22 protein-coding genes and 1 pseudogene are annotated in these 25,953 nt (G+C 73.0%); 7 read left to right on the top strand and 16 right to left on the bottom strand.

Features of this window, described 5'->3' with window-relative positions; genetic code table 11:
- Window positions 1–8: 8 nt before the first annotated feature.
- The gene (locus DEJ43_RS32185; RefSeq protein WP_041663127.1) at window positions 9–752 is read left to right on the top strand and encodes an enoyl-CoA hydratase/isomerase family protein; all 744 of its coding nucleotides are present in this window, start codon (window positions 9–11) and stop codon (window positions 750–752) included.
- 18 nt (window positions 753–770) lie between these two features.
- On the opposite strand, the gene DEJ43_RS32180 is transcribed toward DEJ43_RS32185, so the two are convergent.
- On the bottom strand, window positions 771–1,415 hold the full coding sequence (locus DEJ43_RS32180; RefSeq protein ID WP_015037612.1) for a DJ-1/PfpI family protein: 645 nt from the start codon (window positions 1,413–1,415) through the stop codon (window positions 771–773).
- Between the two features lie 12 nt (window positions 1,416–1,427).
- Complete coding sequence (locus DEJ43_RS32175; RefSeq protein WP_015037611.1) at window positions 1,428–2,399, bottom strand: GlxA family transcriptional regulator; 972 nt, start codon at window positions 2,397–2,399, stop codon at window positions 1,428–1,430.
- A gap of 125 nt (window positions 2,400–2,524) precedes the next feature.
- Between DEJ43_RS32175 and DEJ43_RS32170 the strand changes: the two genes are divergently transcribed.
- The 3 genes from DEJ43_RS32170 (at window position 2,525) to DEJ43_RS32160 (ending at window position 6,607) form a co-directional block, all read left to right on the top strand.
- A complete protein-coding gene (locus DEJ43_RS32170) occupies window positions 2,525–3,394 on the top strand; it encodes an SCO6745 family protein (protein ID WP_015037610.1) in 870 nt (289 codons plus the stop codon).
- Window positions 3,395–3,522: 128 nt separating this feature from the next.
- Window positions 3,523–5,946 carry a Tex family protein gene (locus tag DEJ43_RS32165; protein WP_015037609.1) on the top strand — a complete coding sequence of 808 codons (2,424 nt, stop codon included), beginning with the start codon at window positions 3,523–3,525 and terminating at the stop codon, window positions 5,944–5,946.
- A 208-nt stretch (window positions 5,947–6,154) separates the two neighbouring features.
- Complete coding sequence (locus DEJ43_RS32160; RefSeq protein ID WP_015037608.1) at window positions 6,155–6,607, top strand: DUF2690 domain-containing protein; 453 nt, start codon at window positions 6,155–6,157, stop codon at window positions 6,605–6,607.
- 91 nt (window positions 6,608–6,698) lie between these two features.
- Here DEJ43_RS32160 and DEJ43_RS32155 read toward each other — a convergent pair whose 3' ends face one another.
- From DEJ43_RS32155 to DEJ43_RS32120, 7 genes and pseudogenes are all read right to left on the bottom strand, one after another.
- A complete protein-coding gene (locus DEJ43_RS32155; RefSeq protein WP_015037607.1) occupies window positions 6,699–7,100 on the bottom strand; it encodes a hypothetical protein in 402 nt (133 codons plus the stop codon).
- Window positions 7,097–7,825, bottom strand: a complete 729-nt coding sequence (locus DEJ43_RS32150) for a 2-phosphosulfolactate phosphatase (RefSeq protein WP_015037606.1) — start codon at window positions 7,823–7,825, stop codon at window positions 7,097–7,099. Before DEJ43_RS32150 ends, DEJ43_RS32155 begins: the two co-directional genes overlap by 4 nt.
- A 28-nt stretch (window positions 7,826–7,853) precedes the next feature.
- Window positions 7,854–9,491, bottom strand: a complete 1,638-nt coding sequence (locus tag DEJ43_RS32145) for an ABC-F family ATP-binding cassette domain-containing protein (protein ID WP_041663126.1) — start codon at window positions 9,489–9,491, stop codon at window positions 7,854–7,856.
- 22 nt (window positions 9,492–9,513) lie between these two features.
- Window positions 9,514–10,077: pseudogene (locus DEJ43_RS38815) on the bottom strand (hypothetical protein); the annotation flags it as partial.
- Between the two features lie 161 nt (window positions 10,078–10,238).
- Window positions 10,239–10,541 carry a hypothetical protein gene (locus DEJ43_RS32130; protein ID WP_015037603.1) on the bottom strand — a complete coding sequence of 101 codons (303 nt, stop codon included), beginning with the start codon at window positions 10,539–10,541 and terminating at the stop codon, window positions 10,239–10,241.
- 117 nt (window positions 10,542–10,658) lie between these two features.
- Window positions 10,659–11,966 (bottom strand): M14 family metallopeptidase, encoded by a 1,308-nt coding sequence (locus DEJ43_RS32125; protein WP_015037602.1) that lies wholly within the window; start codon window positions 11,964–11,966, stop codon window positions 10,659–10,661.
- Window positions 11,963–14,014 (bottom strand): Xaa-Pro dipeptidyl-peptidase, encoded by a 2,052-nt coding sequence (locus DEJ43_RS32120; RefSeq protein ID WP_078508806.1) that lies wholly within the window; start codon window positions 14,012–14,014, stop codon window positions 11,963–11,965. The genes DEJ43_RS32125 and DEJ43_RS32120 overlap by 4 nt, the downstream gene beginning before the upstream one ends.
- A gap of 224 nt (window positions 14,015–14,238) precedes the next feature.
- Between DEJ43_RS32120 and DEJ43_RS32115 the strand changes: the two genes are divergently transcribed.
- On the top strand, window positions 14,239–15,807 hold the full coding sequence (locus tag DEJ43_RS32115; protein WP_015037600.1) for a M1 family metallopeptidase: 1,569 nt from the start codon (window positions 14,239–14,241) through the stop codon (window positions 15,805–15,807).
- Window positions 15,808–15,865: 58 nt separating this feature from the next.
- On the opposite strand, the gene DEJ43_RS32110 is transcribed toward DEJ43_RS32115, so the two are convergent.
- Together DEJ43_RS32110 and DEJ43_RS32105 are read right to left on the bottom strand one after the other, a co-directional pair.
- Entirely contained in the window at window positions 15,866–16,783 is a 918-nt protein-coding gene (locus DEJ43_RS32110) for an oxygenase MpaB family protein (protein ID WP_015037599.1), read from the bottom strand.
- 97 nt (window positions 16,784–16,880) lie between these two features.
- A complete protein-coding gene (locus tag DEJ43_RS32105) occupies window positions 16,881–17,366 on the bottom strand; it encodes a F0F1 ATP synthase subunit B family protein (protein ID WP_015037598.1) in 486 nt (161 codons plus the stop codon).
- Between the two features lie 158 nt (window positions 17,367–17,524).
- Between DEJ43_RS32105 and sph the strand changes: the two genes are divergently transcribed.
- On the top strand, window positions 17,525–18,532 hold the full coding sequence (gene sph, locus DEJ43_RS32100; RefSeq protein WP_041663124.1) for a sphingomyelin phosphodiesterase: 1,008 nt from the start codon (window positions 17,525–17,527) through the stop codon (window positions 18,530–18,532).
- A 29-nt stretch (window positions 18,533–18,561) separates the two neighbouring features.
- On the opposite strand, the gene DEJ43_RS32095 is transcribed toward sph, so the two are convergent.
- Window positions 18,562–19,044: a hypothetical protein gene (locus DEJ43_RS32095; protein WP_015037596.1), complete on the bottom strand. Its 483-nt coding sequence runs from the start codon at window positions 19,042–19,044 to the stop codon at window positions 18,562–18,564.
- A gap of 189 nt (window positions 19,045–19,233) precedes the next feature.
- Between DEJ43_RS32095 and DEJ43_RS32090 the strand changes: the two genes are divergently transcribed.
- On the top strand, window positions 19,234–19,968 hold the full coding sequence (locus DEJ43_RS32090) for a MerR family transcriptional regulator (protein ID WP_051025966.1): 735 nt from the start codon (window positions 19,234–19,236) through the stop codon (window positions 19,966–19,968).
- 28 nt (window positions 19,969–19,996) lie between these two features.
- Here DEJ43_RS32090 and DEJ43_RS32085 read toward each other — a convergent pair whose 3' ends face one another.
- From DEJ43_RS32085 to DEJ43_RS32070, 4 genes are read right to left on the bottom strand one after another with little or no spacing between them, the layout of a single operon-like run.
- The gene (locus tag DEJ43_RS32085) at window positions 19,997–22,171 is read right to left on the bottom strand and encodes a 3-hydroxyacyl-CoA dehydrogenase NAD-binding domain-containing protein (RefSeq protein ID WP_015037594.1); all 2,175 of its coding nucleotides are present in this window, start codon (window positions 22,169–22,171) and stop codon (window positions 19,997–19,999) included.
- Window positions 22,172–22,218: 47 nt separating this feature from the next.
- Window positions 22,219–23,433, bottom strand: a complete 1,215-nt coding sequence (locus DEJ43_RS32080) for an acetyl-CoA C-acetyltransferase (RefSeq protein WP_015037593.1) — start codon at window positions 23,431–23,433, stop codon at window positions 22,219–22,221.
- Between the two features lie 45 nt (window positions 23,434–23,478).
- On the bottom strand, window positions 23,479–24,630 hold the full coding sequence (locus tag DEJ43_RS32075) for an acyl-CoA dehydrogenase family protein (protein WP_015037592.1): 1,152 nt from the start codon (window positions 24,628–24,630) through the stop codon (window positions 23,479–23,481).
- Window positions 24,627–25,784 carry a CaiB/BaiF CoA transferase family protein gene (locus DEJ43_RS32070; RefSeq protein WP_015037591.1) on the bottom strand — a complete coding sequence of 386 codons (1,158 nt, stop codon included), beginning with the start codon at window positions 25,782–25,784 and terminating at the stop codon, window positions 24,627–24,629. The genes DEJ43_RS32075 and DEJ43_RS32070 overlap by 4 nt, the downstream gene beginning before the upstream one ends.
- Between the last annotated feature and the right edge of the window lie 169 nt (window positions 25,785–25,953).

The raw sequence follows: 25,953 nt of genomic DNA, 5'->3' as shown, positions 1-25,953 counted from the left end.
TCCGGCCCATGGAGCCGCAGCTGAAGGACAGCGTCACGGACGGGATCGCCACCGTCGTCATCGCCAACCCCGCCAAGCGCAACGCGATGAGCGCCGGGATGTGGCGTGCCCTGCCCGGCGTCCTGGACCGGCTCGCCGCCGATTCCGCCGTCCGGGTGCTGGTCCTGACGGGTGAGGGCGACACCTTCTGCGCCGGGGCCGACATCTCCGCGCTCCGGGAGCCGGGCGACGAACAGCAGTCGCTCGCGGTACGGGCCGAGGAGGCGCTCGCCGCCTTCCCCCGGCCGACCCTGGCGGCCGTCCGGGGCTTCTGCGTGGGGGGCGGCAGTCAGCTCGCGGCCGCCTGTGACCTGCGGTTCGCGGAGGAGGGCGCCCGCTTCGGGATCACCCCGTCGAAGCTCGGCATCGTCTACCCGTCCTCCTCGACCCGCCGGCTGGCCGCCCTGGTCGGGCCCGCGACCGCCAAGTACCTGTTGTTCTCCGGCGAGTTGATCGACGGCGAGCGGGCGCTGCGGACCGGTCTCGTGGACGAGCTGCACCCGGCGGGCGCGCTGGACAAGCGGGTGGCCGAGTTCGCCCGGGTGCTCGCCTCCCGCTCGCTGCTGACCCAGGCGGCGGCCAAGGAGTTCGCCGACGGACGTCTGGACCGGGACGCCCACTGGGCGGAGCAGGCGCGCGGCAGCGGCGACACCGCGGAGGGTGTCGCCGCCTTCCTGGAACGCCGGGCGCCCCGCTTCACGTACGGGAGCTGAAGCCCCTCGGGCCCTCGCTCAGCGGCCCTGCGGCAGGTCCTCCGCCTTCACGCCCCGCCACCGCGCCACGATCTCGGCCGGGGCCTTGTCCGGTGAGCCCGCGTCGTAGGGCGGCTGCGGGTCGTACTCGGTGAGCAGCTGGATCGTCTGCGCGGTCTCGTCCCCGCCGATCCGGCCGAGCAGGTGCAGCGCCATGTCGATGCCGGAGGAGACGCCGGCGGCGGTGACGTACTTGCCGTCGAAGACGACCCGTTCGCCGGTGGGTTCGACGCCGAGCGCCCTGAGCTCCTCGTGGGCCAGCCAGTGGGTGGTGGCGCGGCGGCCGTCGAGGACTCCGGCGGCGGCCAGGATCAGGGAGCCGGTGCAGACGGAGGTGGTCCAGGTGCTGGTCTCGTCGGCGGTGCGGAGCCAGGCCTGGATCTCCGGGTCGTCCATCGCCGCGCGGGAGTCGGGGCCGCCGGGGACCAGGACGATGTCGGGGCGCGGGACCTCGGCGAGGGCCTTGTCGGCGACGAGGGCGAGGCTGCCCTGGTCGTTGCGGACGGGTCCTGCCTCCTTGGCCACGAAGACGGTCTCGGCCCCGGGGAGCCGGGCGAGGAGCTCGTACGGACCGACGGCGTCGAGCGTGGTGAAGCCCTGGTAGAGCAGGACGGCGATCTGCATGGCGGGTGCCTTTCAGCTGGCGGGTGAGTGGAAGCGGCGGCGGTAGTCCGCGGGAGCGGTGCCGAGGACCTTGGTGAAGGCGCGGCGCATCGCCTCGGGGGTGCCGTAGCCCGAGGCGCGGGAGACCTCCTCGACCCCGTGGGTGGTCTCCTCCAGGAGGCGGCGGGCGTGTTCGAGCCGTACCCGGTCGACGTACCGGCCGGGGGTCGTGCCGGTCTCCGCGTGGAAGGCGCGGGCGAAGTGGCGGGGCGAGAGGCGGGCGCGGGCGGCGAGGGCCTCGACCGAGAGGTCGCCTTCGGGGTGCTCGGTGATCCACTGCTGGAGGTCGCGCAGCGGCTCCCGGCGGGCGGTCTGGGCGGCGAGCTGGACGCTGAACTGGGCCTGGTTGCCGGGGCGGCGCAGGAAGACGACGAGGTGGCGGGCGACGGTGAGGGCCACGTCCCGGCCGTGGTCCTCCTCCACCAGGGCGAGGGCCAGGTCGATGCCTGCGGTGACCCCGGCGGAGGTGGAGATCCGTCCGTCCCGTACGAAGATGGGGTCGGGGTCCACCTCGACCTCGGGGTAGCAGCGGGCCAGGTGGTCGCAGGCGACCCAGTGGGTGGTCGCCCGGTGGCCGTCGAGGAGCCCGGCCTCGGCGAGGAGCAGCGCCCCGGTGCAGACGGAGACCAGGCGCGCGGCCGCCGGGGCGTGGGTGCGGAGCCAGTCGATCAGGGCTGGGTCGGGGGCCCGGGTGCCTTCGCCGCCGGGGACGACGAGGGTGTGCGGGGCGCCGTCGGCGACCGCCTCGGCGAGGGTGGTGTCGGGGAGCAGCCGCAGGCCGCTGTGGGTGCGGACGGGTCCGCCGTCCAGGGAGGCGGTGCGGAGCGGGTACGCGTGGGGGTCTCCGGCGGCCCGGCCGGCACCGGCGAACACCTCGAAGGGACCGGTGACGTCGAGGCTCTGCACGCCGTCGAAGAGGACGACGAGAACGGGTCGCTGCGTCATGCCTCCATCCTGGGAGGGCACGGAGACGGCCGCAATGACGCCGACCCCACCTTTCCTGCCCTCGCGGAGTCGGGAGTCGTCCCCGACCGTTCCGGTCGTACCGACCAGTCGGTAACCTTCGGGGCATGACGACGACTGCTCTGCCGCCGCGCGCGGGACGCCGCTGCCACAACGCCATCAACCCGTTCCACTCCACGCTGTACTTCTCGCCCGACCTGGACCGCGAGTTCGGCGCCCTGGGATTCACGGACCGGAGCGCGATGCGGCTCGCCGCACGCAGCGCCGCCCTCGGCGCGGTGGGCGCCGGCACCGTCGCCGCGACCTTCTACAACTACAACCACGAGCTGCTCGCCCAGCACCTCCCCGCCGTCTGGGAGACCGCCTCCCCCGCCGCCGTCCTCGACGCCCGGCTGCGGACCGTCGACGCGACCCTGCGCCGGCTGCTCGGCGAGGAGACCGTCGCCTCCCCGGAGATGGCGGAGGCGGCGGAGCTCGCCCTGCGCGCCACCGAGGCCTGCACCCGGCACGCCCGGCCGCTGTACTCGGCCCACGCGGACCTGCCGGTGCCCGAGGAACCCCACCTCGCCTACTGGCACGCCGCCACCCTGCTGCGCGAGCACCGGGGCGACGGGCACCTCGCGGCCCTGCTCTCCGCCGGGCTCGACCCCGTCGAGGCGCTCGTCTCCCACACCGCCACCGGCAAGGGCATGTCCCCGCGCTGGGTGCTCGGCTCCCGCGGCTGGCGGCGCGCCGACTGGGACGGGGCGGTGGAGCGGCTGCGCGGGCGCGGCCTCCTCGACGCCGAAGGGGCGCTGACCGAGTCCGGTACGGCCCTGCGCGACGAGGTCGAGGAGCACACCGACCGGCTCGACCGCGCCCCGTACGAGCACCTCGGCGCGGCCGGCGTCGAGCGGCTCACCGAGCTGGGCCGCGGCTTCCTGCTCACGGCGGCCGGCGCGGGCGCCTTCCCCGCGGACCTCATCGGCAGGGGCTGAGTCCGGCCGGGAGCGCGCCCGCGGACGCTCGGGGACGCGCGCGGGACGGGTCGGTTACCGCGTACGGGTGACCGACCCGGCACAATGCACTCGCAAGCTTGAGGCACGAGAAGGCGAGTCGGGACACCGTGACGACGTCCATCGAAGCAAGGATCGCCGAGGAACTCGGCGTACGCGAGCGACAGGTGAAGGCAGCCGTCGAGCTGCTCGACGGCGGTTCGACCGTGCCGTTCATCGCGCGCTACCGCAAGGAAGCGACCGAGATGCTCGACGACGCGCAGCTGCGCACCCTCGAGGAGCGGCTGCGCTATCTGCGCGAGCTGGAGGACCGCCGGTCGGCGATCCTCGACTCGGTACGCGAGCAGGGCAAGCTGACGGATGAGCTGGAGGCCCGCATCCGGGCCGCCGACACCAAGGCGCGCCTGGAGGACATCTACCTGCCCTTCAAGCCCAAGCGCCGGACGAAGGCCCAGATCGCCCGCGAGGCGGGGCTCGCACCCCTGGCGGAGGGGCTGCTCGCAGACCCGTCGGTGGAGCCGGCGGCCGCCGCCGCGGCCTTCGTGGACGCGGACAAGGGCGTCGCGGACGCCGCCGCGGCCCTGGAGGGCGCGCGGGCGATCCTCGCCGAGACCTTCTCCGAGGACGCCGATCTCATCGGCGAGCTCCGCGAGCGCATGTGGAGCCGCGGGCGGCTGGTGGCGAAGGTGCGGGACGGGCAGGAGGAGGCCGGAGCGAAGTTCGCCGACTACTTCGACTTCACCGAGCCCTTCACGGCGCTGCCCTCGCACCGGGTGCTCGCCATGCTGCGCGGCGAGAAGGAGGACGTGCTCAGCCTGGAACTGGAGCCGGAGGAGCCCTCCGAGCTCCCCGGCCCGTCCTCGTACGAGGGGATCGTCGCGGAGCGCTTCGGGATCGCCGACCGGGGCCGCCCCGGTGACAAGTGGCTCCAGGAAACGGTCCGTTGGGCCTGGCGGACCCGCATCCTCGTCCACCTCGGGATCGACCTGCGGCTGCGGCTGCGGACGGCCGCCGAGGACGAGGCGGTCCGGGTCTTCGCGGCGAACCTGCGGGACCTGCTGCTCGCCGCACCGGCCGGCACCCGCGCCACGCTCGGCCTCGACCCGGGCTTCCGTACCGGCGTCAAGGTGGCCGTGGTCGACGCGACCGGCAAGGTCGTGGCCACCGACACCATCTACCCGCACGTGCCGGCCAACAAGTGGGACCAGGCGCTTGAGAGGCTGGCGCGGCTCGCGAAGGAGCACGCGGTCGAGCTGATCGCGATCGGGAACGGCACGGCCTCCCGCGAAACCGACAAGCTGGCGGCCGAACTCCTCGCCAAGCACCCCGAGTTGAAGCTGACCAAGGTCATGGTCTCGGAGGCGGGCGCCTCGGTCTACTCGGCCTCCGCCTTCGCCTCGCAGGAACTCCCGGACCTCGACGTGTCGTTGCGCGGCGCGGTCTCCATCGCCCGCCGCCTCCAGGACCCGCTCGCCGAGCTGGTGAAGATCGACCCGAAGTCCATCGGCGTCGGCCAGTACCAGCACGACCTGGCCGAGGTGAAGCTGTCCCGCTCGCTCGACGCGGTCGTCGAGGACTGTGTGAACGGTGTCGGTGTCGACGTCAACACCGCCTCGGCGCCGCTGCTCTCCCGGGTCTCGGGCATCAGCTCGGGCCTCGCGGAGAACATCGTGGCGCACCGGGACGCCAACGGCCCCTTCCGCTCCCGCCGGGCCCTCAAGGACGTGGCCAGGCTCGGCCCGAAGGCGTACGAGCAGTGCGCGGGCTTCCTGCGCATCCGGGGCGGCGACGACCCGCTCGACTCCTCCTCGGTGCACCCGGAGGCGTACCCGGTGGTGCGCCGGATGGTGAAGGCCACGGGCGGCGAGGTGGCGGCGCTCATCGGCGACACCGGCACGCTGCGCTCGCTGCGGCCGGACGACTTCGTCGACGAGACCTTCGGTCTGCCGACGGTGACGGACATCCTGCGCGAGCTGGAGAAGCCGGGCCGCGACCCGCGACCGGCGTTCCGTACGGCCACCTTCGCCGAGGGCGTCGAGAAGATCGGCGACCTGGCGTCCGGGATGGTCCTGGAGGGCGTCGTCACCAACGTGGCCGCGTTCGGGGCGTTCGTGGACATCGGTGTGCACCAGGACGGCCTGGTGCACGTCTCGGCGATGTCGAAGAACTTCGTCAAGGATCCGCGTGACGTGGTGAAGCCCGGCGACGTGGTCAAGGTGAAAGTTCTCGACGTCGACATCCCCCGCAAGCGGATCTCGCTGACGCTGCGGCTCGACGACGAGTCGGGCACCGAAGGACAGGGCGGGGCGCCCCGGCGCGAGCGGGGCGAGCGCGGCGATCGGGGCGAGCGCGCGGGCCGGCCGCCGCAGCAGCGGCAGGGTGGTGGCCGCAGGTCCGAGGGCGGTAACCGGAACGAGCGCGGGGAGCGTGGCGGCCGGGAACGTTCGGCGGCGCCCGCGCCCGCCAACAGCGCCATGGCGGACGCCCTGCGCAAGGCCGGCCTGCTGGGCGACGGAGACCGCAAGCGCCGATAGAACACCAGGTCGGAGCGGGTTTCCGAGCTGACGACACGGGGCCGTTCCCGTGACCCCGACCGGGGTCGCGGGGGCGGCCCCGCGGCGTCGGAGCACCGCCCCGGGATGGCCGGATATAAACCGTTGACGCGCTCAGGACCCCCCACCATGATCAGCTTCTGCCTCCACGGGTGGGGCACATGATCTTCCTTTTATGGAGGTTGTAACCATGAAGCGCATGATCGCGAAGGTGGCGACGGTCTCGGCCGCCGCGATGACCGTGGCCCTCGTCCCGCTCGCGGGCACCTCGTACGCCGCCGGCTGCGGCGGGGCCGGCTGCGACAACCGCGGCCCCGTCTCCATGGGCTGCGACGGCGACGCGGTGACCAAGGCGAGCGTCACCGCCCGCAACCACCCCGGCCTCCGCGCCGAGCTGCGCTGGTCCCCCTCGTGTACGGCGGCCTGGGTCCGGGTCACCGCCGACGGCGAGCAGTGGTGGGACCGCTACGGCTCCGTCGAGAAATGGGGCGGCAAGGGCACCGACTTCCAGCGCAGCCTGCAGGTGAAGTTCCCGAACCCGGGCCAGGACTGGTCCAACATGCTGGGCAGCCCCACCGCGTACTACCGCGTCTGCATCAAGGACACCGCCACGGACCTCGTGGACTGCAGCGTCTTCTGGTAGACCCTGACCCCGCCCCGGCGGGAAAGAGGCCACGGCCCACCGGGCCGTGGCCTCGTCGCGTCACCGGCTACGGCTACGGCTACGGCTACGGCTACGGCAGGAAGCGCAGGGCCCAGTCGGCCCGGTTGGCGACCGAGAGGTCGTCGTCCTCCGTGAGGGGCTGGAGCAGCCCCCGGGCCGCCTTCGGGTCCGCCTGGACCAGGTCGACGATCTCGGTGGCCAGGCCGTCCTGGTCGTCACCGAGGTCGACGGCCGACGCCCGGATCAGGGTGGGCAGCGCGTCCGGGCCGCCGATGGCGGCGAGGACACCGCCGAGGAGTTCACGGGCGTAGGCGTTCCGCTCGGTGAGCGCGCGGTCGAGCTCCGCCTGGAGACGCGGCAGGAGAGCGGCGTCGCCCGAGGCCGCGATCTCGTCGGCGAGGTCGATCGTCTCGTCGACGTCCGCGTCGAGGTCGTCCAGCATCTCGGTGAGCCGGGTCAGCAGGTCGGTCATGGTGCCTCCTGGAATGCGCCGTCCACGAGCACGGGGACGGTCGTCGAGCTGTCGATCTCGGCGGCCACCCCCACGTCCTGCGGAAAGCCGTACTCGTACAGTTCACGGCCCGAGTCGCAGCCGTGCAAGGCGGCGACCGGGTCCTCGGTCGCCGACCACAGCGTGGCCGCCGCGGTCGCCTCCGGGGTCAGGGTGTGCGGACCCGCGGCCCGCAGCCCGGCGAGGACCGCGCCCGCGCCGAGCAGGTCCTCCAGCGCCGGACGCAGCGAACCGTCCGGCCACCGCTCGCCGGCGGCGACGACCGCGAGGGGGCGCCCGGCGGAGCCGTACCCCCGCTCCGCGAGCCACCGGGCGACGGCCGAGTGGTTGCGCAGGGAGGCGGCGACGACGGCCGCGTCCCCGGCCTCGGCCGCGAGGGGGGAGCCGTTCGGGGAGGGCAGGACGAGCCGGTCGGGCGCGGGCGCCGCGCGCAGGGCGGCGGGGGAGAGCGTCCAGGGGTGCGTCCCGGTGGCCTCGCTCCGGCCGACGGCGAGCACCGCTTCCCGCTCCCGCGCGTACGCGACGGCCGTGGCGTCCCGCCACCGGTAGGGGAGGACGGCGGTGCCGCGCTCGACGGCGACGCCCACGGACGTGGTGAAGGACAGCACGTCGACGACGACCAGGCAGGCGGCCGCCGGGGCGAGGGTCCGCGCCTCGACGGGGCCCCAGCCGAAGGAGACGGTCATCGCGCGCCCGCGCGCGGGAGGCCCGCCATCAGAGCTCGGTGACCTTGCCGTCGGCGACCTCGACGCGGCGGGTGGTGCGCACCGCGTCCAGCATCCGACGGTCGTGCGTGACGAGCAGCAGGGTGCCGTTGTACGACTCCAGCGCGGACTCCAGCTGCTCGATGGCCGGCAGGTCCAGGTGGTTGGTCGGCTCGTCGAGCACCAGCAGGTTCACCCCGCGGCCCTGGAGCAGGGCGAGCGCGGCGCGGGTCCGCTCGCCCGGGGAGAGGGTGGTGGCGGGGCGCATCACGTGGACGGCCTTGAGTCCGAACTTGGCGAGCAGGGTGCGGACCTCGGCGGGCTCGGTCTCCGGCACGGCCGCGCAGAACGCCTCCAGGAGGCTCTCCGTGCCGTGGAAGAGCTTGCGCGCCTGGTCGACCTCGCCGACGACGACGCCCGAGCCGAGGACCGCGTCGCCGGAGTCCAGCGGCAGCCGGCCGAGGAGCGCGGCGAGCAGGGTCGACTTCCCAGCGCCGTTGGCACCGGTGACGGCGACGCGGTCGGCCCAGTCGATCTGGAGGGTGACGGGGCCGAAGGAGAAGTCGCCGCGGCGCACCTCCGCCTCGCGCAGGGTGGCGACGACCGAGCCGGAGCGCGGCGCGGCCGCGATCTCCATCCGCAGCTCCCACTCCTTGCGGGGCTCGTCGACGACGTCGAGGCGCTCGATCATGCGCTGGGTCTGGCGGGCCTTCGCGGCCTGCTTCTCGCTGGCCTCGCTGCGCGCGTTGCGTCCGAGCTTGTCGCCGTCGGTGGACTTGCGGCGGGCGTTCCTGACGCCCTTGTCCATCCAGGACCGCTGCATGTGGCCGCGGGCTTCGAGGGCCGCCTTCTTCCCGGCGTACTCCTCGTAGTCCTCGCGCGCGTGCCGCCTGGCCCGGTCCCGCTCCTCCAGGTAGGACTCGTAACCGCCGCCGTACAGCGTGATCTGCTGCTGGGCGAGGTCGAGTTCGAGGACCTTGGTGACGGTCCGGGTGAGGAACTCGCGGTCGTGGCTGATGACGACCGTCCCGGCGCGCAGCCCCTTCACGAAGGCTTCGAGGCGCTCCAGACCGTCGAGGTCGAGGTCGTTCGTGGGCTCGTCGAGCAGGAAGACGTCGTAGCGGGAGAGCAGCAGGGAGGCGAGTCCCGCGCGGGCGGCCTGGCCGCCGGAGAGGGAGGTCATCGGCTGGTCGAGGCCGACGGTGAGGCCGAGGGAGCCCGCGACCTCCTCGGCGCGCTCGTCGAGGTCGGCGCCGCCGAGGTTCAGCCAGCGCTCCAGGGTGGTGGCGTACGCGTCGTCGGCGCCGGGCGTGCCGTCGACGAGGCCCTGGGTGGCCTCGTCCATCGCCGCCTGGGCGGCGGCGACGCCGGTGCGCCGGGCGAGGAACTCGCGCACGGTCTCGCCCGCGCGGCGCTCCGGCTCCTGCGGGAGGTGGCCGACGGCGGCGGTGGGCGGGGAGAGCCGGAGCTCGCCCTCCTCCGGGGTGTCGAGCCCGGCGAGCAGCCGCAGCAGGGTCGACTTGCCGGCGCCGTTGACGCCGACGAGGCCGATGACGTCGCCGGGGGCGACGACCAGGTCGAGCTGGGCGAAGAGGGTGCGTTCGCCGTGGCCGGCGGCGAGGTCCTTGGCGACGAGGGTTGCAGTCATCAGGGGATGAATCCTAGGCGACGCGCGCACCGGTCCGGGGGCGCGTCCCGAGGCGGTGCAGGGCGGCCCGGTAGCTCGCGCCGTCGAAGCGGTACGGGCCGATGCCGGGGTAGCCGTCGCGGGCGGGGTCGACGGTGGGGCCGGTCTGCCAGGCGAAGTCGCGCCAGACGACGTCCTCGCCGTCGCGCTCGACGACGGCGGTGACGGCTCCGCAGCCCAGCTCGTCGCAGTCGGGGCAGGAGTAGATCACCTGGCGGCCTTCGGGGAGCGAGGGCGCGGTCCCGAGGAGCCGGCGGACGTGCTCGGCGCGCAGGACGGGCAGCAGGTCGCCGGCCAGCGGCGAGACGGCGTCGGTGCCGTCGGCCTCGTCGAGCCGGTGGAGCAGCGGCCTGCCGTCGACGACGAGGTCGACGTCGCCGGGGCGGGGCGGCGGGAAGCATCCGGGGAGGGGCCCGGGGCGGGCTCCGGGGACGGGCCCGGAGAGGGATCCGGAGAGGCTTCCTCGGAGGCTTCCGGGGAGGTCGCCGTCACCGCCCTGCGGCAGGGTGGCTGGGGCGAGTTCGAGGGTCGTGTACGCGGCCGGCATACGTCAAGCATTCCCCGGTCAGGGGCTCCGTTCCATCGCTGAGCCGTCCCGGAAATGTCCCGGTCCCGGTACGGTCCCCGGCGCGCGGCCGTACGGGCGCGGGAACGACCGCGGGGCGGGTGCCGTCCTTCCGGACCGCGCCCGCCCCGCGTTCGCGTTTCCTACTTCCAGAGCGGCGGCTTGCTGTTGTTGTCCGCGTCGGCGCACTGCTGGGCGCGCCGCTCCAGGGCGTCGGCCTTGGCGAGGGCCTTGCGGGCCTCCGTGTGGGCACCGAGGCGCTTGAGCTGCGCGGCGCGGTCGCGCTGCTTGCGGGCGTCGGCCTTCAGCTGGTTGATGTTGCAGGTGATGGTGCCGGCCGCCGCGGGCTCGGCGGTCACCGTCTGGCCGAGCAGCACGCCACCGGCGAGGAGCGTGGTGGCGAGGGCGGCCGTCAGGACGCGACGGGCGGACGCGATGTGGTGCATGGTGTTTCTCCAACTCCAGGCCGTGCGGGCCTGTGTGAGGCATGGTCAGTACCGGTCGGTAACTTTACCTCGGCAAACGCTGGAATCACGCCATGGCGCCGCGGCGGCACCTGATCGTCAACACTCCTCCACAGGACTCCCACTGACGAGGTGATAGGTGGCACGGCCGTCCAGGAGCAGCGGGACGAGCGAGCGCCGCGACTGGCTCATCGGCACGAACACGCCCTCCCCTTCGCGCCGCACGGTGATGCCGTGCAGGGCCAGTTCGTCGCCCGCCTCGGCGTACTGCGCGGCGTCGAGGCGGTAGCCGCACGGCGGGTCGGCGAGGATCTCCGCGGGCTCCGGCGGGTCGTTGTCGGCGCCGCCGAGGAAGACCGGTCCCCGGTCGGCGTACCCGGCGCGCCGGGCGGCGGCGGTGGCCGCCGTGAGCGGGCCGCGCCGCTCCTCCACATAGGCGAACGCCCCTGCCAGCGCGGCGTGCTGGGTGGCGACCCGGCGCCGGTGGTTGCGGGCCGGGTCGTTCTGTTCGGCCTCGTCGAGCGCGTCCACCCGGGTCTCGACGAGGAGCCCCACGGAGTGCTTGATGCCGGCCGTGTTGCGCAGGATGCGCTCCTGGCCGTCGCCCGCGACCTGCTTGAGCGGCTTGCCGGTGAGCGGGTCCGTCCAGATGCCGTAGATGCCGGTGCTGTACCCGGCGAGTCCGGCGGCGGGTCTGACGTACCGCTCGGAGAGCTTCTCGGACTCGTCGTGGACGTGCGCGTCGGTGTCCAGGCTGCGCGGCCAGAGGGCGAGCAGGTCCTTGTCGTAGTACCGGGGGGTGGCCCCGTACTCGTGCAGGTCGTAGACGAGTTCGGGCCGCCGGTCGCGGATGACGGCGGCGACCGCACGCGCCTCGGCGGTCCGCAGGGCGATGTGGTCCCGGTTGATGTCGACCCCGTCGGCGTTGCCCCGGGTGTCGGCCTCCCGGCCGTCGGGGTTGGCGGTGGGGACGACGAGCAGGGTCGTCCGGGCGAGGAGGTTCCGGGTCTCCCGGTCCTTGGCGTAGGCGAGGTCCCGCACCGTACTCAGGCAGGCCTCGCGTCCGGCCGGCTCGTCGCCGTGCTGGCTGCAGACGAGCAGCACCGTGGTGCGGCCCGTGCCGAGGGTGGCGAGCCGCAGCGGCCGGCCCTGCGCGGTGGTGCCGATGACCCGCAGCGACACCCGGGCGCTCGCCCGGTCGACCGCGGCCAGGAAGTCCCGCTCCTCGGCCTCGCTCGTCCACCGGGCGCCGCCGGACGCCTCGAACCCGGTGCGCGGCAGCGGTTTCACCGTCGCGCTGTCCGCCGGCCCGGCGGGGACGGTGACGAGCGGCAGGGCGAGCGCCGCCGCGCCGGCCACCAGGCCGAGGGTGCGGCGTGAACTCCGGCGCACGGTACGGGGGATCATCGGGCGGCTCCTGCTCCGGGGACGCGCGGACCGCTGACCGCGACCGGCGGTACGGCTCCGCTCAGGGACGGCGCGGTGGTGCGGGCGGGCGACGGCACGGCCGGGTACGCCCCGGAGGTCGCCCGGCCGAAGGCCGCGGCGCCGCCGACCAGCGGCAGCTTCGCCCAGGTGCGGGTGAGGTCGAGGGTGAGGGTCGGGGTGGTGGACGGAGGGTCGAGCAGGTCCTTGTCGGTACCGGCGACGATCAGGGCGAGCCGGTGACCGGCCGGGACGACGTGGTCGGCGGCGGCGAGGTCGAGGGTCATCGTGTACGCCCTGCCGGGGGTCAGCGGGCGCTCCTCCGCCGGGTCGGCCCAGGTCCCGAGGTCGGCCCAGCCCCGGCTGACGACCGTGTACCCGACGTCGGCCGTGCGGGCCGCGGTCTCCTTGAAGCAGGCGCTGTCACCGGGCGTGCTCGCGCCCCAGCAGGTGCGGTCGGCGAGGGTGGTGATGCCTTCGCCGGCGGCGCCGTAGTCGCGGATCGTGTCGGGTCCGAGGTCGACCAGGACGGCGGAGAGGTGGGCGGTGGCGGTGGTCGGGGTGGCGGTGACCGTGACCTTGGAGGAGCCGGAGAGCCGCAGCTCACGGGAGAGGGGGCGGGTGACGAACCCGGCCTTCTCGGGGGTCGCGCCGTCGATCCGGGCGGCCCAGTCGAGTTCGCCGAGGGCCGGGTCGTCGGTGAAGGTCGCGGTGGAGCCGGGGGCCGCGGGGACGCGGCCGAGCACACCGGGGCCGGCCGCCGCGCCGGGTGCGGGGCGCAGGGTGGTGGTCGCGGTGGCGCGCGGCGGCCACTGGCGGTCGGTGGTCCAGCGGTCGGGGGCGCGCTCGATGTCGGCCATCGGCTCGCGGTCGATGCCGTTGTCGTAGCCGAGGAGGTAGTGGTCGAACCAGCGGTGCAGGGTGTGGACCCAGTCGGCCCGGCGGAAGTCGAAGGGGTCGACGTGGCCGGTCTGGGAGAGCCAGATCTTCCGCTCGACGCCCTGGGCGCCGAGCGCGTCCCACCACTGGCCGAAGTGGTTGGCGCGCACGTTGAGGTCCTGCTGTCCGTGCACGACGAAGACGCTGGCCTTGACCTTGCCCGCGTTCCGCACGTAGTCACGCTCGGCCCAGGCCGGCGTCCGGTCGCCGCTGTAGGGCGTTCCCGCGGTGATGCGCTGCTGGACGGCGCCGCAGCGGGCCTGCGCCTCGGGGCTGTTGACGTACTCGGAGAGCCAGCTCGGGTTGGCGTTGTAGAGGGGGGCGCCCTGGGAGTGGAAGTAGTCGTACCAGGAGGAGATGGCGCCGATCGGGACGATCGTTTTCAGCCCTTCGACGCCGGTGGCGGCGACGCCGTTGGCGACGGTGCCGTCCCAGCTCTTGCCGATCATGCCGACGTTCCCGGTGGACCAGGTGGTGGCCCGGGCGCGGGCGTCGCCGGTACGGGAGGTGTAGCCGCGGGCGCGGCCGTTCAGCCAGTCGACGACGGCCTTGGCCGACCGGATGTCGGAGCGTCCGCCGACGTCGTCGCAGCCGTCGGAGCGGTTGGTGCCGGCGAGGTCGACGGCGACGAAGGCATAGCCGCGGGGGACGAAGAAGTTGTCGTAGAACAGGGGGAACTGGACGGGGTTCCCGTCGGCGTCGTAGGTCTTCTTCTGGCTCTCGTTGCCCCGTCCGCAGCAGGCGTAGTAGGGGCTCGCGTCCATGATGACCGGGATCTTCCGGCCGGCCGCCGCGGTCTCCCGGGGGCGGACGATGTCGACGGCGACCCGGTCCGTACGCCCGTCGCCGTCGCCGTCGAGGCCGGTGTCGACCCATACGGACTCGCGGATGGCGTCGGCGTACGAGTGGACGGGCCGGGACTCCCGCACCGGGAGCCCTGCGGTCGCCTGGGCCACGGCGGGCACGGCCGTCGGGTCCGGCCGCGCGCCTGCGGGCGTGACCAGGGTCGCGAGCAGGGCGGCCGTGGCCGCGGCCACGAGGGTTCCGTACGGCAGTCGGGCTCCGCGGGTTCTCCGCATTCGCATCGGCATGGGCGGGAACGTACCCAAGTCAACTCCCGTGCAAAAGAGTGCAGGAGGCAATCAGGGGTGATTCAGGGCCATCCCCTAGACGGAGGGGTTCATGTCGGCCGAATGGCGATCGTGTGACAGGGGGTCCTCTGGACGTGACGGTGCGTCGGGGGACTGAATAGTGTCCGGACTAAGGACCGACGACCACCCGCGCGTCTTACGTTTCTTATGACTTTGGAGCACCCGTGCACCGCAGAATCATCGTTCCGAGCGCCCTCGCGGCCTCCCTGCTGCTGGCGATCCCGGCATCGGCGGCCGACTTCGTCCCCGGGGCCCCGGGCATCGGCGACTCCTACTACCCCACCAGTGGCAACGGCGGCTACGACGTCTCCCACTACGACCTGCGGCTGAAGTACCAGCCCGCCACCGACCTCCTGGAGGGCACGGCGACGATCGTCGCCACCACCAAGCAGAACCTCTCCCGCTTCAACCTCGACATCGGCCTGGCCGTCAGCGAGGTCCGGGTGAACGGCCGGCTCGCGAAGTTCGCCACCTCGGGCGCCCATGAGCTGGAGGTCACCCCCGCCACCCCCCTGGAGAAGAACAAGGCGGTCTCGATCGTCGTCCGCTACGCGGGCAAGCCCTCCGAGGTGAAGATCGACGGCTGGACGGCCTGGGCCCGCACCCCGGACGGCGGGGTCGCCGCGCAGGAGCCGGACTCGGCCGCCTGGTGGTTCCCGTCCAACGACCACCCGCTCGACAAGGCCACCTTCGACGTCTCGGTCTCGGTGCCGGACGGCACCCAGGCCATCAGCAACGGCGTCCTGCAGTCGCAGTCCTCGCGCCTGGGCTGGACCCGCTTCAACTGGCGTTCCAACAAGCCGCAGGCGACCTATCTGGCCACCCTCGCCGTCGGCAAGTTCGACATCACCACGGACCGGACGGCGAACGGACTGCCGGTCATCAACGCGTACAGCAAGGACCTGGGCGACAACGCCGGCGCCGCGCGCGCCTCCGTGGAGCGGACGACCGAGGTCGCGGAGTGGCTGGAATCGGTCTTCGGGCCGTACCCCTTCAACTCCCTCGGCGGCTACGTGCCGAACGTGACCAGTGGCTTCGCCCTGGAGACGCAGACCCGCCCGTTCTACAGCCCGCGGCAGTTCGCGAACGGCGCGAACGCGTCGGTCGTCGTCCACGAGCTGGCCCACCAGTGGTACGGCGACAGCGTCTCCGTCCGGGACTGGAAGGACATCTGGGTCAACGAGGGCTTCGCCCGCTACAGCCAGTGGCTGTGGTCGGAGAAGGAGGGCGAGGGCACGGCCCAGGAGCTGGCGGACTACGTGTACGCCACGCGGTCGGCCGATGACCCGTTCTGGACGGTGAAGCCGGGCGACCCGGGCGCGGAGAACCAGTTCCACATCGCCGTCTACGACCGGGGCGCGCTGGCCCTCCAGGCCCTGCGCAACGAGATCGGCGACGAGGACTTCTTCGCGATCCTGAAGGGCTGGCCGCAGCGCTTCGCGTACGGCAACGCCCGGGTCGCCGACTTCGTGCGGTACGCGGAGCAGGTGTCGGGCAAGCCGCTGGCCGGGCTCTTCGACACCTGGCTCTACGAGCCGTCGAAGCCGGCGGCGTCGACGGCGGCCCCGGCCGCGTCGACGGCTGCCCAGGCCGGTCCGGCCGCGCGTGCCGCGGCGCCGAGGGCGGCCGAGCGGTCGAAGCCGGTGCAGCCGAAGTCGTGGAAGAAGATCGCGGCGACGAACACGGTCCACGAGACGGACCGGCCTGGCGCGCACCGGCACGACGCCCACTGACCCGTACGACGACCCGGCCCCGTACGGGACGTCCGTACGGGGCCGGCGGGGCCGTCCGTCAGCGCTTCGCGCGGCGGGCGGCCTCGCGGGCCTTCCGGGCGAGCGGCAGATAGCGCAGCCGCTCCGGCAGGGCGGGAACCACCAGCCGGATCACGCGTGCCCAGCGGCGCAGGGTCCGGTCCTGCGCGTCCGTCCACTCCAGACCGATGGCCTCCCGGGCGTCCGGCGGCATCAGGCCCACGGTGAGGAAGGCCCGCAGCCGCAGGAACGGGCGGCGCAGGACGGGCCACAGCACCCGCAGGGCGAGCCGGAGCGGCAGCGGACCCCGGTCGGGAGCGGGCACCGGCTGGTCGGGGTCGAGCAGCTCCCGGACGACGACGGTCGCCTCCAGCTCCTCGGCGAGGACCTTGCGGTAGTACGGCCAGAACTCCTCGATCGTCTGCGGCATGTCCCGGTCATGGATGCCGAGGATCCGGCCGACCTGGAGCCACTCCGCGTACAGCTGCCGCTCCTGCGCCTCGGTGAGCGGCCGGGCGAGCAGCCGTAGGCCCCAGGTGTAGACCGGGAAGCCGGTCGCGTGCACCCAGGAGTAGTAGGCGGGGGTGAGGGCGTGGTATCGGCGTCCGTGGGCGTCGGTGCCCTGGATGTCGCGGTGCAGCTTCCGCAGGCGGCGCCCCTCCCGCGCGGCGTCCTCGCCTCCGTAGATCCACAGCTGGACCGAGCGCAGCGAGCGCTCGCCCCGGCCCCAGGGGTCGGTGCGGAAGACCGAGTGGGCGTCCACGCCCGCGCCGATCGCGGGGTGGGCGACCTGCATCGTCAGGGCGGCGGGCAGCATGAGGACGGCCCGGAGGTCACCGGCGACGGTCCACAGCACCCCGCCGACCGGTGGCGGCGCGGGGTCGCCGGCCGAGGTGTCGCGCGGGCTCGCGACCGGGCTGCCGACCGTGCCCCGGCCGGCGGACGGGCTGTGTTCCATGGGCTTCTCCTCACCCTCCAGGCTGCACCCACGACGAAGGGGCCGTCACCCGGGCGCTTGCGGCCCCTGGTGACGGCCCCTTCCGGGGAGTACGGGATCAGGCGCGGTCGGCGCCGACCGGCTCGCCGACGATGCGGGCGGCGAGGGCGTGCGCCCAGGCCTCGACGTCCGCGTTGAGCTCGCGCTCGGCGGCGGCGCGCTCGGTCGCGATCTTCTCGGTGCCGGCGGCGATGATGGCCTCGCGCTCGGCGGTGCCCTCGGCGCGGGCGGCGGCGATGGCGGCCGAGCCCTCCTCGATGGCCTTGGAGCGGATACGGGCGGCCTCGTGGCGGGCCTCGGCCAGCTCGGCCTCGTACTGCTCACGGATCTGGGTGGCCTCGGCACGCAGGTCGTCGGCGCGCTCGGTGCCGCCGTCGATCTTGTCCTCGCGCTCGGCGAGGGTGCGCCGGATCTTCGGCAGGATGCCCTTCGCCAGGATGAGGAAGGTGAGTCCGAACACGACCAGGCCGAGGATGAGCTCTGCCCAGACGGGGTTGAGCGGACCGAGGTCCGTCTTGAAGATCTGCGAGTTCGCGAGGGTCATGGGCGCATTCTACCTGGTTCAAAAGGGTGCAAATCGGACTGCGGGACGAGAGTTGGCGCGTTCGTGCGAGCCGCGCAAGATTCCCGGCACCCAGAGGCTACCGGAAGGTAACCCCGACTGATTGTATGTGCGGCGCCAGCTCAACCCCCCACATCCTCATGGGAGTTCCCTTGTCGCTCGTCGCGTCGCTCCGCCGCGCCCCCGGCGCCGCCCTGGCCCTCGCGCTTGCCGCCGCCACCCTGGCCGTGACCGCGCAGGGCGCGACCGCCGCCCCCGCCGCGGCCGCCGCCGAGGCCCCGCGGCTCAAGGTGCTCACGTACAACACGTTCCTGTTCTCGAAGACGCTCTACCCGAACTGGGGCCAGGACCACCGGGCCAAGGCGATCCCCACCGCCCCCTTCTACCAGGGCCAGGACGTCGTGGTCCTCCAGGAGGCCTTCGACAACTCCGCGTCGGACGCCCTCAAGGCGAACTCCGCCGGCCAGTACCCCTACCAGACCCCCGTCGTGGGCCGCGGCACCGGCGGCTGGGACGCCACCGGCGGGTCCTACTCCTCGACCACCCCCGAGGACGGCGGCGTGACGATCCTCAGCAAGTGGCCGATCGTCCGCAAGGAGCAGTACGTCTACAAGGACGCGTGCGGCGCCGACTGGTGGTCCAACAAGGGCTTCGCCTACGTCGTGCTCAACGTGAACGGCAGCAAGGTGCACGTCCTCGGCACCCACGCCCAGTCCACCGACCCGGGCTGCTCGGCGGGCGAGGCGGTGCAGATGCGGAGCCGCCAGTTCAAGGCGATCGACGCCTTCCTCGACGCCAAGAACATCCCGGCGGGCGAGCAGGTGATCGTCGCCGGCGACATGAACGTCGACTCGCGCACGCCCGAGTACGGCACCATGCTCGCCGACGCCGGTCTGGCGGCGGCCGACGCGCGCACCGGCCACCCGTACTCCTTCGACACCGAGCTGAACTCGATCGCCTCCGAGCGCTACCCGGACGACCCGCGCGAGGACCTCGATTACGTCCTCTACCGCGCCGGGAACGCCCGCCCCGCCAACTGGACCAACAACGTGGTCCTGGAGAAGAGCGCCCCGTGGACCGTCTCCAGCTGGGGCAAGAGCTACACCTACACCAACCTCTCCGACCACTACCCGGTCACCGGCTTCTGAGCTGACCGGCGGGCGGCGGACGCGGGGTGTCAGTACCCGTATCCGCCGCCGAACAGGCTGTAGAGCCAGGCACCGAGAACCCCGGTGACACAGAGCAGCACGACGAAGGAACCCAGACTCGTGTGCCGCTCCCTGCGGGGCCTGCCGGCCCGGGCGGCACGCGCCGCCCGGGCCGGCTTTCGCCTGCGGGGCGCCCCGGCGGGCACGGGCGCGGGCTCGGCGGCCGCGGCGACCTCGGCGAGCAGCCGGCGGCAGACCGCCGCGAGCTCCGCGGTCCCGGCCGTCAGATCGACCACCACCTCGGTACGGGCGGGGGCGGTCGTCCCCCCGTCGAGCAGCCGCCCCGCGCGCAGCAGCGCCCGGTCCTTGCCGCCGGTGGGGCCGAGGCTTATCCAGCGCCGTACGTGCTCGCCCCGGATCACCACACCACCACCCCGCTCCCGGTAGACGGTGTGCTCCCGCCACAGAACACCGGCCAATTCGTCGGCCGTCTCCCTGAGTTGCGTGTACATCCCACTCCCCCTCTGTCCCGATCCCCCGGTGCGAACAGGCGAAGACTCTAGCCCCCGGCCGGCTGGCGGCTCGACCCGCGGTCGCGTCCCCCGGACCTGATCGGCGTTCATGACGATCACGCTACGACCTGCCACTGACAGTCGCGGCGCTCTTTTACACAGGCGGTGCGACAGCAATACTGTTCCACCATGGAGCAGGCGAGCGAGGCTCAGGGGGCCGTGTACACCGTCGACGAGCTGGCCGCGCGGGCCGGGGTCACGGTGCGGACCGTGCGGTTCTACGGGACCCGGGGGCTGCTTCCGCCGCCGGTCATCGGGGCGCGGCGGGTCGGGCACTACGGGCAGGACCACCTGTCGCGGCTCGCGCTCATCGAGGAGCTCCAGCGGCAGGGCATGACGCTGGCCGCGATCGAGCGGTACCTGGAGCAGCTGCCGCCCGACCTCAGCGCGCAGGACCTGGCGATCCACCGGGCCCTGGTGGCCTCGTGGGCGCCCGAGTCCGCCGAGTCCATCACCCGGCGCGAGCTGGAGCGCCGGGCCGGGCGGGAGCTCACTGAGCGGGACGTGGACCGGCTGGCCGCGATGGGGGTCCTCGACCGGACCGCCGAGGACGACACCTTCCGGCTCGACGGCGCGCTGCTGCGGCTCGGTGTCGAGCTGCTCGACGTCCCCATCGAGCACGAGACGATCCTCGCCTCCCGCACGGTCCTCCTGGAGCACGCGCGCTCCGCCGCCCAGGAGCTGTCCCGGCTGTTCCGGGACGAGGTGTGGGGCCCGTACCGGGAGAGCGGGGAGGACCCGGACCACCTGAGCGCGATGCGGTCGCTCTCGGCGCACATGCAGCCGATGGTGGTCCAGGCCCTGCTCACCGCGTTCCAGCGGTCGCTGAGCGAGGAGCTGAGGACGGCCTTCCGGCGACCGTGAGCACCGCCCGCCGGAAGGTCCGTACCGCTCAGGCGTCCGTGAAGACCTCGCCCCGCTCCGCCTTCTCCAGCAGGAGCGCGGGCGGGGTGAACCGCTCGCCGTAGGTCTCCGCCAGCTCGCGCGCGCGGGCGACGAAGCCGGGGAGCCCGCCCTCGTAGCCGTTGATGTACTGGAGGATGCCGCCCGTCCAGGCCGGGAAGCCGATGCCCATGATGGAGCCGATGTTGGCGTCGGCGACCGAGGTCAGGACGCCCTCCTCCAGGAGCCGGACGGTGTCCAGGGCCTCGGCGAAGAGCATCCGCTCCTGCATGTCGCGGAAGGGGATCTCGTACCCGGGCTTCGTGAAGTGCTCGCGCAGGCCGGTCCAGAGCTTTCCGCGCTTGCCGTCCTCCCCGTAGGTGTAGAAGCCCGCGCCGCCGCTGCGGCCGGTCCGGCCGAACTCGTCGACCATCCGGTCGATGACGGCCTCGCCCGGGTGCGCGGTCCAGGTCCCGCCGGCCTCCTCGATCGCCCGCTTCGTCTCGTTGCGGATCTTGCGCGGGAGGGTGAGGGTCAGCTCGTCCATCAGGGAGAGGACCTTGGCGGGGTAGCCGGCCTGCGCCGCCGCCTGCTCGACCGACGCGGGCTCGATGCCCTCGCCGACCATGGCGACGCCCTCGTTGATGAAGTGGCCGATCACCCGGGAGGTGAAGAAGCCGCGCGAGTCGTTGACGACGATCGGCGTCTTGTTGATCTGCCGGACGAGGTCGAAGGCGCGGGCGAGCGCCTCGTCGCCCGTCCGCTCGCCCTTGATGATCTCGACGAGCGGCATCTTGTCGACCGGCGAGAAGAAGTGCAGGCCGATGAAGTCGCTCTGCCGCTCCACGCCCTCGGCGAGCACGGAGATCGGCAGGGTCGAGGTGTTGGAGCAGAGCAGCGCGTCGGGCGCCACGACCGCCTGGATCTCCTGGAACACCTTGTGCTTCAGCGCGGTGTCCTCGAAGACCGCCTCGATCACGGCGTCGCAGCCCGCCAGGTCGCGGACCTCCACGGTCGGGGTGATCCGGGCGAGGAGGGCGTCGGCCTTCTCCTGGGTCGTACGGCCGCGCTTGACCGCCTTGGCGCAGAGCGCCTCGGAGTAGGCCTTGCCCTTGGCGGCGGACTCGGCGGAGACGTCCTTGAGGACGACCTCGATGCCGGCGCGGGCGCAGGAGTACGCGATTCCGGCGCCCATCATGCCCGCGCCGAGGACGGCCACCTTGCGGACCGGCCGGGGCTCGATGCCATTCGGGCGGCTGGCGCCGGAGTTGACGGCCTGGAGGTCGAAGAAGAACGCCTGGATCATGTTCTTCGCCGTCTGCCCGATGACCAGCTCGGTGAAGTAGCGGCTCTCGATGGTGAGCGCGGTCTCGAAGTCGACCTGGGAGCCCTCGACGGCGGCGGCCATGATGGCGCGCGGCGCCGGGTAGGGCGCGCCGTTCAGCTGCTTGCGCAGGTTGGCCGGGAAGGCCGGCAGGTTGGCGGCGAACTTGGGGTTCGACGGGGTGCCGCCGGGGATCCGGTGGCCGGGGACGTCCCAGGGCTGGTGGGACTCGGGGTGGGTGTCGATGAAGGCGATGGCCTTGGCCATCATCTCCTCGGGGGTGGCGGCGATCTCGTGCACGAGGCCGTTGTCGAGGGCGCGCCTCGGGGCGTACTGGGTGCCCTGGAGCAGCACCTTGAGCAGCGCGTCGGTGATGCCCATGAGGCGGACGGTGCGGGTGACGCCGCCGCCGCCCGGCAGCAGGCCGAGGGTGACCTCGGGCAGGCCGATCTTGGAGCCGGGGGCGTCGAGGGCGACGCGGTGGTGGGAGGCGAGGGCGATCTCGTAGCCGCCGCCGAGCGCGGCGCCGTTGATGGCGGCGACGACGGGCTTGCCGAGGGTCTCGATGCGGCGCAGCGCGCGCTTCATCTCCAGGGCGCCTTCGAAGATGTCCTGGGCGTGCTCGGGGCCCGCCTTGACCATGTCCTTGAGGTCGCCGCCGGCGAAGAAGGTCTTCTTCGCGGAGGTGTAGATGATGCCGCGGATGGAGTCCTTCTCGGCCTCGACCCGGTCGGCGATGGCGATGATCGAGGCCCGGAAGGCCTGGTTCATGGTGTTGGCGGACTGGTTCGGGTCGTCGAGGACGAGGGTGACGATCCCGGTCGCGTCCTGCTCCCAGCGGATGGTGGTGCTCTCGCTCATGTCTCTGCTTCTCCGTGGATCCGTGAAGAGGGGTTCGGACGGGACGGTCAGACGCGCTCGACGACGGTGGCGATGCCCATGCCGCCGCCGACGCAGAGGGTGGCCAGGCCGTAGCGCTTGTCCTGCCGCTCCAGCTCGTCGACGAGGGTGCCGAGGATCATCGCGCCGGTGGCGCCGAGCGGGTGGCCGAGCGCGATGGCGCCGCCGTTGACGTTGACCTTGTCCAGGGTGATCCCCATGTCCTTGACGAACCGCAGGACGACGGCCGCGAAGGCCTCGTTGATCTCGACGAGGTCCATGTCGTCGATGGTCAGGCCGGCCTTGGCGAGGGCTTTGCGGGCGGCCGGCGCGGGGCCGGTCAGCATGATGGTCGGCTCGGAGCCGGAGACGGCGGCCGAGACGATCCGCGCGCGGGGGGCGAGGCCGTTGCGCTCGCCGGCCTCCTTCGAGCCGATGGCGACGAGGGAGGCGCCGTCGACGATGCCGGAGGAGTTGCCGGCGTGGTGGACGTGGTCGATCTCCTCGATCCAGTGGTACTTCTGCAGGGCGACCGCGTCGAAGCCGCCGAGCTCGCCGATGTCGGCGAAGGAGGGCTTGAGCCGGGCGAGGGAGTCGGCGGTGGTGCCGGGGCGCAGGAACTCGTCGTGGTCGAGGACGGTCAGTCCCGCGCGGTCCTTCACGGGGACGATGGACCGGTCGAAGCGGCCGTCCTTGACGGCGGCCGCGGCGCGCTCCTGGGACAGCGCGGCGTACTCGTCGACGTCGCGGCGGGTGAAGCCCTCGATGGTGGCGATGAGGTCGGCGCCGATGCCCTGGGGGACGAAGTTGGTGTCGAGGTTGGTCATCGGGTCGGCGAACCAGGCGCCGCCGTCGGAGGCCATCGGCACCCGGGACATGGATTCGACGCCGCCGGCGAGGACGAGGTCCTCCCAGCCGGAGCGGACCTTCATCGCGGCCATGTTGACCGCTTCGAGGCCGGAGGCGCAGAAGCGGTTCTCCTGGACGCCGGCGACGGTGTCGGGGAGTCCGGCGGCGATGGCCGCGATCCGGGCGATGTCGGAGCCCTGGTCGCCGACGGGGCCGACGACGCCGAGGACGATGTCGTCGATGGTGGCCGGGTCGAGGCCGGGGTTGCGGGTCTGGATCTCCCGGATGAGGCCGACGACCAGGTCGATCGGCTTGGTGCCGTGCAGGGAGCCGTTGGCCTTGCCGCGTCCGCGCGGGGTGCGGATCGCGTCGTACACGTACGCTTCGGTGCTCACGGAAAGCCTTTCGCGATGAGGGTGGTCGATCAGGAGGGGAGGACGTCAGCCGAGGAGGGAACGGCCGATGATCTCCTTCATGATCTCGGTGGTTCCGCCGTAGATGGTCTGGATCCGGCCGTCGGTGTAGGCGCGGGCGACCGGGAATTCGCTCATGTAGCCGTATCCGCCGTGCAGTTGCAGGCAGCGGTCGGCGACCCGCTTCTGCAGCTCGGTCGCCCACCACTTGGCCATGGAGGCGTGTACGGCGTCGAGACCCGCCCCGTCCTGATCGCAGTGCTCCTCGATGCAGCGGTCGACGAAGGTCCGGGTGACGGCGCACTCGGTGGCCATCTCCGCGATCTCGAAGCGGATGTGCTGTAGCCGGGCGAGCGGCCGGCCGAAGGCCTCGCGCTCCTTGACGTACCGGGTGGTGAGTTCCAGGAGGTGCTCGGCGCCCGCGATGCCCGCGACGGCGATGGCGAGGCGTTCCTGCGCGAGGTTGGTCATGAGGTGCACGAAGGCGCCGTTGAGCTCGCCGAGGAGGTTCTCCTTGGGGACGCGGACGTCGTGGAAGAACAGTTCGGCGGTGTCCTGGGACTTCTGGCCGATCTTGTCGAGGTTGCGGCCGCGCTCGAAGCCCTCGGCGCCGCGCTCGACGACGAGCAGGGAGAGGCCGTGCGCGCCGCCTTCGGGGGTGGTGCGGGCGACGACGACCACCAGGTCGGCGAGGATGCCGTTGGAGATGAAGGTCTTGGAGCCGTTGAGGATCCAGTGGTCGCCGTGGTCCTCGGCGGTGGTGCGGATGCCCTGGAGGTCGGAGCCCGCGCCGGGTTCCGTCATGGCGATCGCGGTGACGATCTCGCCGGAGCAGAAGCCGGGCAGCCAGCGGCGCTTCTGCTCCTCGGTGCCGAGCGAGGTGAGGTACGGGCCGATGATGTCGTTGTGCAGTCCGATGGCGAGCCCGGGGGCGCCGGCCCGGGTGAACTCCTCGGCGAGCACGGCTCCGTAGCGGAAGTCGGGGTTGCCGCCGCCCCCGTACTCCTCGTCGACGGCGAGGCCGAGCAGTCCCTGCCGGCCCGCGGCGAGCCACGCCTCGCGGGAGACGATGCCGTCCTTCTCCCACTGCGCGTAGTGGGGCAGCACCTCCTTCTCCAGGAAGGTGCGGACGGTGGCCCGGAAGGCCTCGTGGTCGGCGGTGTACAGGGTGCGCTTCATGCGTCGGTCTCCTGGGTCTGGTGCGGGCTGTCGAGCGCGGGTACGGCCCAGTCGCGGGCGACCTCCGCGGTGTCGGCGCCGGGCAGGGCGGGGCCCGTACGGAGCGTGCCGGGGGTGGCGGAGAAGCGGGGCGCGGGGGCGGGCTGGGCGATGCCGTCCCGCTCGGTGAAGGTGGCGCGGGCCGCGAGGTGCGGGTGGGCCGGTGCCTCGCGGAGGGAGAGGACCGGTGCGACGCAGGCGTCGGTGCCCTCGAAGACGGAGGTCCACTCCTCGCGGGTGCGGCTGCGGAAGCGGTCGGCGACGGCCTTGCGGAGCTCCGGCCAGCGCCCGAAGTCGCGGCGGGCGGGGGCGGCCTCCTCGATGCCGAGGAGGCGCGTGAACTCCGCGTAGAACTGTTCCTCCAGGGCGCCGACCGCCATGTGCCCGCCGTCGGCGGTCTCGTACACCCCGTAGAACGGGCAGCCGCCGTCGAGCAGGTTGACGCCCCGGCGGTCCTGCCAGCCGCCGGCCGCGAGCATGCCGTGGATCATGGTGGTGAGGTGGGCGGTGCCGTCGACGATCGCCGCGTCGACGACCTGGCCCTCGCCGTGGGCGCGGGCGTGCTGGAGTGCGGCGAGGACGCCGATGACGAGGTAGAGGGAGCCGCCCGCGTAGTCGCCGACGAGGTTGGCGGGGACGGTGGGCGGGCCGTCCGGGTCGGGGCCGATCATGCCGAGCGCGCCGGTGATCGCGATGTAGCCGATGTCGTGGCCGGCGGTCGCGGCGAGCGGCCCGTCCTGGCCCCAGCCGGTCATCCGTCCGTAGACGAGGCGCGGATTGCGGGCGAGGCAGGCGTCGGGGCCGACGCCGAGGCGTTCGGCGACGCCGGGGCGGTAGCCCTCGACGAGGATGTCGGCCTTCTCGACCAGGTCGAGGACGGTCCCGGGGCCCCGCTCGTCCTTGAGGTCGACGAGGACGGAGCGCTTGTTGCGGTTGGTGAGGTCACGGGCGGGGTCGATGCCGAGGCCGGGGCCGCCGGGGCGGTCGACCCGGACCACGTCGGCGCCGAGGTCGGCGAGGAGCATGGCGGCGAAGGGCCCGGGGCCGATGCCGGCGAGTTCGACCACGCGGACCCCGGTGAGCGGGCCGTTCCCGGCGTTGTGCTGCGTGCTCATCGAGCCCCCAGACATGTGTGACACCAATGATGTAACACCGGAGATGCTAGGAACGTGTTCCACTCGGCACAAGCCCCCCGGCCGAGCAAGCGCTTGGAAATTACCGGAGGCGGGGTGGGGCTGGAACACGAGCCGGGACCCGCTATCCTCCGCCGACGACGACAGCCGC

This window comes from Streptomyces venezuelae ATCC 10712, assembly GCF_008639165.1.
Taxonomy (GTDB): domain Bacteria; phylum Actinomycetota; class Actinomycetes; order Streptomycetales; family Streptomycetaceae; genus Streptomyces; species Streptomyces venezuelae.
The sequence above is the reverse complement of the archived record's forward strand: the minus strand, read 5'-3'. Positions and strand labels throughout refer to the sequence as shown.

What these genes read in the sequence shown, in the direction of transcription:
- DEJ43_RS32125 (WP_015037602.1), bottom strand. Translation starts at nt 11,966, where the DNA reads ATGATCCCCCGTACCGTGCGCCGGAGTTCACGCCGCACCCTCGGCCTG.
- DEJ43_RS32180 (WP_015037612.1), bottom strand. Translation starts at nt 1,415, where the DNA reads ATGCAGATCGCCGTCCTGCTCTACCAGGGCTTCACCACGCTCGACGCC.
- DEJ43_RS32145 (WP_041663126.1), bottom strand. Translation starts at nt 9,491, where the DNA reads ATGACTGCAACCCTCGTCGCCAAGGACCTCGCCGCCGGCCACGGCGAA.
- DEJ43_RS32160 (WP_015037608.1), top strand. Translation starts at nt 6,155, where the DNA reads ATGAAGCGCATGATCGCGAAGGTGGCGACGGTCTCGGCCGCCGCGATG.
- DEJ43_RS32075 (WP_015037592.1), bottom strand. Translation starts at nt 24,630, where the DNA reads ATGAAGCGCACCCTGTACACCGCCGACCACGAGGCCTTCCGGGCCACC.
- DEJ43_RS32150 (WP_015037606.1), bottom strand. Translation starts at nt 7,825, where the DNA reads ATGACCGTCTCCTTCGGCTGGGGCCCCGTCGAGGCGCGGACCCTCGCC.
- DEJ43_RS32105 (WP_015037598.1), bottom strand. Translation starts at nt 17,366, where the DNA reads ATGACCCTCGCGAACTCGCAGATCTTCAAGACGGACCTCGGTCCGCTC.
- DEJ43_RS32175 (WP_015037611.1), bottom strand. Translation starts at nt 2,399, where the DNA reads ATGACGCAGCGACCCGTTCTCGTCGTCCTCTTCGACGGCGTGCAGAGC.
- DEJ43_RS32130 (WP_015037603.1), bottom strand. Translation starts at nt 10,541, where the DNA reads ATGCACCACATCGCGTCCGCCCGTCGCGTCCTGACGGCCGCCCTCGCC.
- DEJ43_RS32090 (WP_051025966.1), top strand. Translation starts at nt 19,234, where the DNA reads ATGGAGCAGGCGAGCGAGGCTCAGGGGGCCGTGTACACCGTCGACGAG.
- DEJ43_RS32155 (WP_015037607.1), bottom strand. Translation starts at nt 7,100, where the DNA reads ATGACCGACCTGCTGACCCGGCTCACCGAGATGCTGGACGACCTCGAC.
- DEJ43_RS32170 (WP_015037610.1), top strand. Translation starts at nt 2,525, where the DNA reads ATGACGACGACTGCTCTGCCGCCGCGCGCGGGACGCCGCTGCCACAAC.
- DEJ43_RS32120 (WP_078508806.1), bottom strand. Translation starts at nt 14,014, where the DNA reads ATGCCGATGCGAATGCGGAGAACCCGCGGAGCCCGACTGCCGTACGGA.
- DEJ43_RS32085 (WP_015037594.1), bottom strand. Translation starts at nt 22,171, where the DNA reads ATGAGCGAGAGCACCACCATCCGCTGGGAGCAGGACGCGACCGGGATC.
- DEJ43_RS32110 (WP_015037599.1), bottom strand. Translation starts at nt 16,783, where the DNA reads ATGGAACACAGCCCGTCCGCCGGCCGGGGCACGGTCGGCAGCCCGGTC.
- DEJ43_RS32185 (WP_041663127.1), top strand. Translation starts at nt 9, where the DNA reads ATGGAGCCGCAGCTGAAGGACAGCGTCACGGACGGGATCGCCACCGTC.
- DEJ43_RS32095 (WP_015037596.1), bottom strand. Translation starts at nt 19,044, where the DNA reads ATGTACACGCAACTCAGGGAGACGGCCGACGAATTGGCCGGTGTTCTG.
- DEJ43_RS32070 (WP_015037591.1), bottom strand. Translation starts at nt 25,784, where the DNA reads ATGAGCACGCAGCACAACGCCGGGAACGGCCCGCTCACCGGGGTCCGC.
- sph (WP_041663124.1), top strand. Translation starts at nt 17,525, where the DNA reads ATGGGAGTTCCCTTGTCGCTCGTCGCGTCGCTCCGCCGCGCCCCCGGC.